Below are 7,168 nucleotides of genomic sequence, written 5' to 3'. Positions count from 1 at the left end.
CGGCTGCTCGGCTGACAGGAGGTGCGTCCTTCGAGGCTCGGGCTGCGCCCTCGCACCTCAGGATGGCGAGGGAATTCGCGCTTCCCCGAAAGCCGATTCTGCGCACGACTTGTGAGCCCTCCAACCTCGCCATCCTGAGGTGCCCGGTCGCGGAGCGAACGGGCCTCGAAGGACGCAGGGCGCCCGGCCCCGGACTCAGGCCCCTAGGCTCAGGCCCCTACGCTCAGGCGCCGCTCGCTGCCAGATAGCTCAGCCAGATCGCCTTGTCGCCGAGGATGTCCAGGCGTTCGCGATGGGCGGCCATCTCGGCCTCGGTCACCCTGAACAGCCGCGGCTCGGGACGCGGCAGGGCGGCAACGGCGGCGGCGCCGTAGCTCTCGCGCGTCCCCCCGCCCCGCTCGTCGGCGAGGATCAGGCTCGCCTGGCGGCCGCCGATCAGCTCGACATAGACCTCGGCGAGCAGGAAGGAATCGAGCAGCGCGCCATGCAGCGTCCGCTGGCTGGTGTCGATCTGGTAGCGGGCGCAGAGCGCGTCGAGCGAATTCGGGCCGGCCGGATGCTTGCGCCGGGCGAGCATCAGCGAATCGACGATCCGCTCCGGCTCGAGCGCCGGCTGGCCGCAGCGGCCGAATTCGGCATTGAGGAAGGCGAGGTCGAATTCCGCGTTATGGGCGATCATCGGCGCGTCGCCGATGAAGGCGACCAGCTCGGCCGCGATTGCCGCGAAGACCGGCTTGTCGGAGAGGAACCTGTCGTCGAGGCCGTGCACCCGCATCGCCTCGACCGGCATCGACCGCTCGGGATTGATATACTGGTGGAAGGTGTTGCCGGTCGGGATGTGGTTGAACAGCTCGACGCAGCCGATCTCGACCACCCGGTCGCCGCCGGCCGGGTTGAGCCCGGTTGTCTCGGTATCGAAGACGATCTCGCGCATGATTCGCGAATCGTGGACGGCAAAGCCGCGCCATGCAAGCCGCCAGGCGGCCCGCCGCCGCGGCTATTCGCGCTTCTCCACCGCCGCCCCGGGCCGGCGCGCCCGTGTCGGTGTCGCGATCACTGCCGCCCGGTCATGCCGGCGACGGCGCGGAGGATCCCGGCCACCTGGAGCCGCGCATCCTCCAGGCCCGAACTGGTGTCGACGAGGAAATGGGCGCGGCGGCGCTTCTCCGCGTCCGGCGTCTGGCGGGCGATCATCGCTTCGGCCCGCTCGCGGGTCATCCCGTCGCGCGCCAGCATCCGCGCCATCTGGATCTCCGGCGCGGTCGTCACCACGATCACCGCGTCCATGTCGCCCTCGGCGCCGGTCTCGAAGAGCAGCGGGATGTCGAGCACCACCGCCCGGTGCCCGGCCGCCGCCGCGGCCGCGAGAAATACGTCGCGCTCGGCCCGGACCAGCGGATGGATCAGCGCCTCGAGCCGCTCCATCGCGGCCTCGTTGCCGAGCACCTTCTCCCGCAGCCGGTCGCGGTCGACCGCGCCGCCGGCCGTCGTTCCGGGAAAGGCCGCCTCGACCACCGGCACGGCGGCGCCGCGATAGAGGCGATGCACCGTCCGGTCGGCATCGAAGACCGGCAGCCCCGCCGCCGCGAACATCGCGGCGGTGGTCGATTTCCCCATCGCCGCCGATCCGGTCAGACCGAGGACCAGCATCACGCGGCATCCGTTCCGGCGTCGGCCGAGGCGGCCGCGCCCAGCGTCTCGATCACCGCGGCGCGGAGCGCCGGCGTCACCGTCGGCCGCCGGCCGAACCAGTGCTCGAATCCCGGCACCGCCTGATGGAGCAGCATGCCGAGCCCGCCGACGGCGCGCAGCCCCCGCGCCCGCGCCGCCTTCAGCAGGCCGGTCTCCAGCGGCACATAGACCAGATCGCTGACCACCGCGTCGTCGGCAAGCGGCGCAAGATCGAGATCGAGCGGCGGCTGTCCCTCCATGCCGAGCGTCGTCGTGTTGACCAGCAGCCGCGCCCCGCCGAGCAGCCCCGGCAGCGCCGTCAGCCGCGCCGCCTCGATCGGTCCGCCGAGGTTGCGGGCGATCTGCTCGGCGCGCTTTTCCGTCCGGTTGACGATGGTCACCGGCGCGAAGCCGCGCGACCGCAGGGCATAGACGATCGCCTTGGCGGCGCCGCCGGCGCCGAGCACCACCGCCGGCCCGGGCGCCGCGTCCCAGCCCGGCGCCTCCTGGTCGAGGCTCGCCAGGAATCCGGGCGCGTCGGTATTGGCGCCGAGCAGCCGGCCGTCCTCGAGCCAGATCGTGTTGAGCGCGCCGATCGCGCGCGCCGCCTCGTCCATTCCGGCGACGGCGCGGAAGGCCGCCTCCTTGTGGGGCACCGTGACGTTGCAGCCGACGAAGCCGGAATCGGCGAAATCGGCGAGGAAGGCTTGAATCGCGTCCGGCTCGACCGGCTTCAGCACATAGTCGCCGGCAAGCGCCAGCTCCTTCAGCCAGAAGCGATGGATGGTCGGCGAGCGCGAGTGCTTCACCGGCCATCCGACGACACAGGCAACGGGGGTGGTCATCAAGGTTTCCGATTCTCGTTGGACGCAGGGCTTCGCGGTTCCATACTCCGTCACTTCCCGACCGTCATCCTTTGCGCAAACAGAGGATCGTTCGTCACTGCCGGATCGCGAACGGCTCACCCGCCCCGCAGCGGTCCTCCGGTCAAGCCGGAGGACGACGTTGAACCATACCCATCTCCCGGATTTCCAGCACCGGTTCGCTCCGGCGAACCGGGGAAATCCGGCCTCCCCGAGGATCGGCGCTTACGCCAGCGCTCCCTCTTTCCTTAGCCAGCTCAACACCGGCAGCAGCGGCAGGCCGAGGATGGCGAAATAATCGCCGTCGATGCGTTCGAAGAGCTGGATGCCCGGTCCCTCGACCTGATAGGCGCCGACGCTGCCGAGCGCCGCCTCGCCGACCGTTTCGAGATAGCGGTCGACCGCGTCGGGGGTAAGCGGGCGCAGCGTCAGCTCCGCCGCTTCGACATAACGCCACCGGATCGCGCCGGCGCGGACGCCGGCCACCGCGGTCTGGAGCATGTGGCTGCGCCCGGCGAGCGTCAGGAGCTGGTCGCGCGCTTCGTCCATCGACTCCGGTTTGACCCAGCGCCGGCCGTCGGCGTCGAGCGTCTGGTCGGCGCCGATCACCAGGGCGTCGCCGGCCGCGGCCCCGACATCCAGTGCCTTCGCTTCGGCAAGCGCCACGGCGATCTCGGCCGGCGAACGGCCCGCCGCGATCAACGGCGCCTCGACCTGTCGTTCGTCGACCGTCGAGGGGATCGCGTCGAAGGCGATGCCGGCATTGGCGAGAAGCGCGCCCCGGGCCGGGCTTTTTGACGCGAGGACGATCCGCGGCCCGGCGCTCATGGCGGCGCGGCGTCACGCTCGCGCTTGTCGCGAAGCGCGATGATCGCCGCGGCGGTTTCCTCGATCGAGCGGCGGCTGACATCGATGGTCGGCCAGCCGTGACGGGCAAACAGCTTCCGCGCCTGGGATATTTCGTCGGCGATCGCCGCCTTGTCGACATAGGATTCGCCATGCGCCATGGCGTTCAGCGACAGCACCCGGTTCTCGCGGAGCTGCGCGATCCGCTCCGCGCTCGCCGTCAGCCCGACGACAAGCGGATGCGTCACCGTCTCGAGCTCGGGCGGCGGCGCCACGCCGGGGACCAGCGGAACATTGGCTGTCTTGATGCCGCGGTTGGCGAGATAGATGCTGGTCGGGGTCTTCGAGGTTCGGCTGACCCCGACAAGGATGACGTCGGCTTCCTCGAGCACGCCCGCAACCTGGCCATCGTCGTGCACCATCGTGAAGTTGAGCGCGTCGATCCGGCGGAAATAGTCGGCGTCGAGCAGGTGCTGCGCACCGACCTTGCGGGTATGAGGCGTGCCGAGATAGCTCTGCATGAGCTGGAGCATCGGCTCGAGCACCGAGGCGCACGGAATTCCGATCTGCCGGCACTCCTTTTCCAGCCGCTCGCCGAGTTCCTTGTCGACCAGCGTATAGAGGACGATGCCGGGTTCCTCCTCGAGCGCCGCGACGATCGAATCGAGTTGCTTGTGGGTCCGCACCATCGAATGAATATGCTCGACCGGACGCATGTCGGCATATTGCGCCGCGGCGGCGCGACCGACGGTGATCAGCGTCTCTCCGGTTGAATCCGAGATCATATGCAGGTGGAAGAAGCCTTCGCGGTTCTTCACACGGTTCTCCCCGTGCCTGTGGATGAAGGGTCCTGTCGGTCATCGTCCGGGACCGGTCGTGGCGGACTGTCCCCGAAGCGGCGGATTTGATCAACACATTACTTCTTGTGGTTACGATTCCCCTGCCATGGGATGGAATCGGTCATTTCACAGCCTGTCCGCTGCTGTCCCGTGGACAGCCTTGTGGATGGCATTGAAGATGGCGCTGCCCTATTTCTTAACGAATTGTTAATGCATGGCCGATCGGCTTTATCCCCGCAATTGCCATCATTCGCTTCCGGGCAATGATCGGCTATCCCGTTCCGCCGCGTCGTTGCGGCGAATTGTGGATCATTTGGATTGGCTGTAATCCACCCCCAAACAGAATCAATAAAACAAGATTCTCTGGGATTCTTGGAATTATCCGGTGAACGAAAAACCTCCTGCCCGTCCCGACGGTCGATTGCGCGCGGTCCTCGACGGAGCGGTTATCGATCCACCGCCGATCTGGTTGATGCGCCAGGCGGGGCGCTATCTCCCCGAATACCGTTCCTTGCGTGCGGAAGCCGGCTCGTTCCTTGATCTCTGTCTCGATCCGGTCCGCGCGGCCGAGATCACCTTGCAGCCGGTCAGACGGTTCGATCTCGACGCCGCCATCGTCTTTTCGGACATCCTGATGGTGCCCTATGCCTTTGGGCGGAATCTGTCCTTTGTCGCAGGCGAGGGACCGAAGCTCGATCCCATCGATGCCGGGGCGATCGCCGGCCTCGACGTCAGCCGCGTGGCGGAGCGGCTCGCTCCGGTGTTCGAGACTATCGGCCGGGTTGACGACCTGCTGGCGGATGAGCTGTCGCTCATCGGCTTCTGTGGCGCGCCCTGGACGGTGGCCACCTACATGGTGGCCGGGCATGGCACCTCCGACCAGGGGCCGGCGCGGCTGATGGCGGCGAGGGAGCCGGAGCTCTTCCAGGTGCTGATCGACCGGCTGGTCGAGGCGTCGGTGATCTCGCTTCTCGGCCAGATCAGGGCCGGCGCCGACGTGGTCCAGATCTTCGACAGCTGGGCCGGCATCCTCAATGACGACGATTTCGATCGCTGGTCGATTGCCCCGACCAGGCGGATCGTCGAAGCGGTGCGCAAGGAAGCGCATGCGATCCGGATCATCGGCTTTCCGAAAGGTGCCGGACTTCGCCTCGAACGCTATGTCAGGCAGACGGGTGTCGACGGGGTCGGCATCGACTGGACGGTGCCGCTCGATTTCGCGCGGGACAGGCTGCAGCCCCTGGCGGCAGTGCAGGGAAATCTCGATCCGCTGGTTCTGGTCGCCGGCGGTGCGGGGCTGGATCGGGCGATTGACGCGATCCTTGAGGCGATGCGTGGCGGCCGGTTCATCTTCAATCTCGGCCACGGCATCGTGCCCGAGACACCGATCGCCCATGTCGAGCGGCTGATCGCGCGGGTACAGGGAGACTGACCGGCCATGCAGGCGGACACCCGGACCTCGATTCTCCTTCTTCGCATCGTGGTGGCGCTCGCCATCGTCGCGCTCGCCTTCGCGCTTCTGGTCTGGTGGGAGCCCTCCGGCCTCTACCTCTGGTTCAAGGCGATTCACGTCGTGGCGGTGATCGCCTGGATGGCGGGAATGCTCTATCTGCCGCGGCTCTTCGTCTATCACACGGCCGCCGAACCGGGTTCGGTCCAGTCGGAAACCTTCAAGGTGATGGAACGGCGGCTGCTCAAGGCGATCATCAATCCGGCGATGGTCGCGACCTGGGCGCTCGGCCTGTGGCTCGCCTGGGACGGCGGCTGGTTCCAGAGCCCGTGGTTCCACGCCAAGCTCCTGCTCGTCGTGATTCTCTCCGCCATCCACGGCCTCTTCTCGCGATGGGTGCGGGACTTCGCCGCCGACCGCAATACGCGAAGCCAGCGCTTCTACCGGATGATCAACGAGGTCCCGACCCTGCTGATGATCGGCATCGTCATCCTCGTTGTCGTCAAACCGTTCTGAACTGTCGCAAAGCCCTTGCCGTCCCGATACGGAACGACTATCTTGCGCCAACCGCACGAGAAGCAGACGGGCTTTGGCGATCGTTTGGGACCGTCATAAGGCCGTGCCGAAGACACCGTTCCGGCCGATTGCTCTGCATCCCCTCCCCTATTGCCTGAATATCCCTCACTCCAAGAGACGTGTGAATTAATGCCAGAAATGAAATTGAAGGACCTCAAGGCGAAATCGCCTGTCGAGCTTCTCGCTTTCGCCGAAGAGCTCGAGGTCGAGAATGCGAGCGTGCTCCGCAAACAGGAGCTGATGTTCGCGATCCTCAAGGAACTCGCCGCCAACGACACCGAGATCATCGGCGAAGGCGTGGTCGAGGTCCTCCAGGACGGTTTCGGCTTCCTGCGCTCGCCGGATGCCAACTACCTGGCCGGACCCGACGACATCTACGTGTCGCCGTCGCAGATCCGGCGCTTCTCGCTGCGTACCGGCGATACGGTCGAGGGCCAGATCCGCAGCCCCAAGGATGGCGAGCGCTATTTCGCCCTGCTCAAGGTCAACACGATCAATTTCGAGGACCCCGAGAAGGCGCGGCACAAGGTTCATTTCGACAACCTGACGCCGCTCTATCCCGACGAGCGGTTCCGGATGGAGATCGAGAATCCGACCGGCAAGGACCTCTCCTCCCGCGTCATCGATCTCGTCGCCCCGCTCGGCAAGGGCCAGCGCGGCCTGATCACCGCACCGCCGCGCACCGGCAAGACCGTCTTCCTCCAGAACATCGCCCATTCGATCTCGGCCAATCACCCCGAGTGCTACCTGATCGTGCTCCTGATCGACGAGCGGCCGGAGGAAGTCACCGACATGCAGCGCTCGGTGAATGGCGAGGTCATCTCCTCGACCTTCGACGAGCCCGCCACCCGCCACGTCCAGGTCGCCGAGATGGTGATCGAGAAGGCCAAGCGCCTGGTCGAGCATGGCCGCGACGTGGTCAT

General features: G+C 66.9%; 8 protein-coding genes. 3 read left to right on the top strand and 5 right to left on the bottom strand.

The window, feature by feature from the left end:
- Window positions 1-223: 223 nt before the first annotated feature.
- From dnaQ to KDJ86_RS20505, 5 genes are all read right to left on the bottom strand, one after another.
- On the bottom strand, window positions 224-934 hold the full coding sequence (dnaQ, locus tag KDJ86_RS20525; RefSeq protein WP_291750309.1) for a DNA polymerase III subunit epsilon: 711 nt from the start codon (window positions 932-934) through the stop codon (window positions 224-226).
- Between the two features lie 119 nt (window positions 935-1,053).
- Window positions 1,054-1,650: a dephospho-CoA kinase gene (coaE, locus tag KDJ86_RS20520; protein ID WP_291750306.1), complete on the bottom strand. Its 597-nt coding sequence runs from the start codon at window positions 1,648-1,650 to the stop codon at window positions 1,054-1,056.
- Window positions 1,650-2,516, bottom strand: coding sequence for a shikimate dehydrogenase (locus KDJ86_RS20515; protein WP_291750304.1), 867 nt, complete (start codon window positions 2,514-2,516; stop codon window positions 1,650-1,652). Before KDJ86_RS20515 ends, coaE begins: the two co-directional genes overlap by 1 nt.
- Before the next feature lie 243 nt (window positions 2,517-2,759).
- The gene (locus KDJ86_RS20510) at window positions 2,760-3,362 is read right to left on the bottom strand and encodes a Maf family protein (RefSeq protein ID WP_291750302.1); all 603 of its coding nucleotides are present in this window, start codon (window positions 3,360-3,362) and stop codon (window positions 2,760-2,762) included.
- Window positions 3,359-4,198: a pyruvate, water dikinase regulatory protein gene (locus tag KDJ86_RS20505; protein ID WP_291750299.1), complete on the bottom strand. Its 840-nt coding sequence runs from the start codon at window positions 4,196-4,198 to the stop codon at window positions 3,359-3,361. The genes KDJ86_RS20510 and KDJ86_RS20505 overlap by 4 nt, the downstream gene beginning before the upstream one ends.
- A 406-nt stretch (window positions 4,199-4,604) precedes the next feature.
- On the opposite strand from KDJ86_RS20505, the gene hemE reads away from it, so the two are divergent.
- From hemE to rho, 3 genes are all read left to right on the top strand, one after another.
- Window positions 4,605-5,651 (top strand): uroporphyrinogen decarboxylase, encoded by a 1,047-nt coding sequence (gene hemE, locus KDJ86_RS20500; protein WP_521085326.1) that lies wholly within the window; start codon window positions 4,605-4,607, stop codon window positions 5,649-5,651.
- A 6-nt stretch (window positions 5,652-5,657) separates the two neighbouring features.
- Window positions 5,658-6,185 (top strand): protoporphyrinogen oxidase HemJ, encoded by a 528-nt coding sequence (gene hemJ, locus KDJ86_RS20495; protein ID WP_291750296.1) that lies wholly within the window; start codon window positions 5,658-5,660, stop codon window positions 6,183-6,185.
- 189 nt (window positions 6,186-6,374) lie between these two features.
- Window positions 6,375-7,168: transcription termination factor Rho (gene rho, locus KDJ86_RS20490; RefSeq protein ID WP_291750293.1), on the top strand; the 794-nt coding region annotated here is incomplete at its 3' end.

The sequence above is a fragment of the Bauldia sp. genome, assembly GCF_020442045.1.
Lineage (GTDB): Bacteria > Pseudomonadota > Alphaproteobacteria > Rhizobiales > Kaistiaceae > Bauldia.
The sequence above is the reverse complement of the archived record's forward strand: the minus strand, read 5'-3'. Positions and strand labels throughout refer to the sequence as shown.

Excerpts from the sequence above, each read along its gene's own strand:
- dnaQ (WP_291750309.1), bottom strand. The coding sequence starts at position 934 with ATGCGCGAGATCGTCTTCGATACCGAGACAACCGGGCTCAACCCGGCC.
- coaE (WP_291750306.1), bottom strand. The coding sequence starts at position 1,650 with ATGCTGGTCCTCGGTCTGACCGGATCGGCGGCGATGGGGAAATCGACC.
- KDJ86_RS20515 (WP_291750304.1), bottom strand. The coding sequence starts at position 2,516 with ATGACCACCCCCGTTGCCTGTGTCGTCGGATGGCCGGTGAAGCACTCG.
- KDJ86_RS20510 (WP_291750302.1), bottom strand. The coding sequence starts at position 3,362 with ATGAGCGCCGGGCCGCGGATCGTCCTCGCGTCAAAAAGCCCGGCCCGG.
- hemJ (WP_291750296.1), top strand. The coding sequence starts at position 5,658 with ATGCAGGCGGACACCCGGACCTCGATTCTCCTTCTTCGCATCGTGGTG.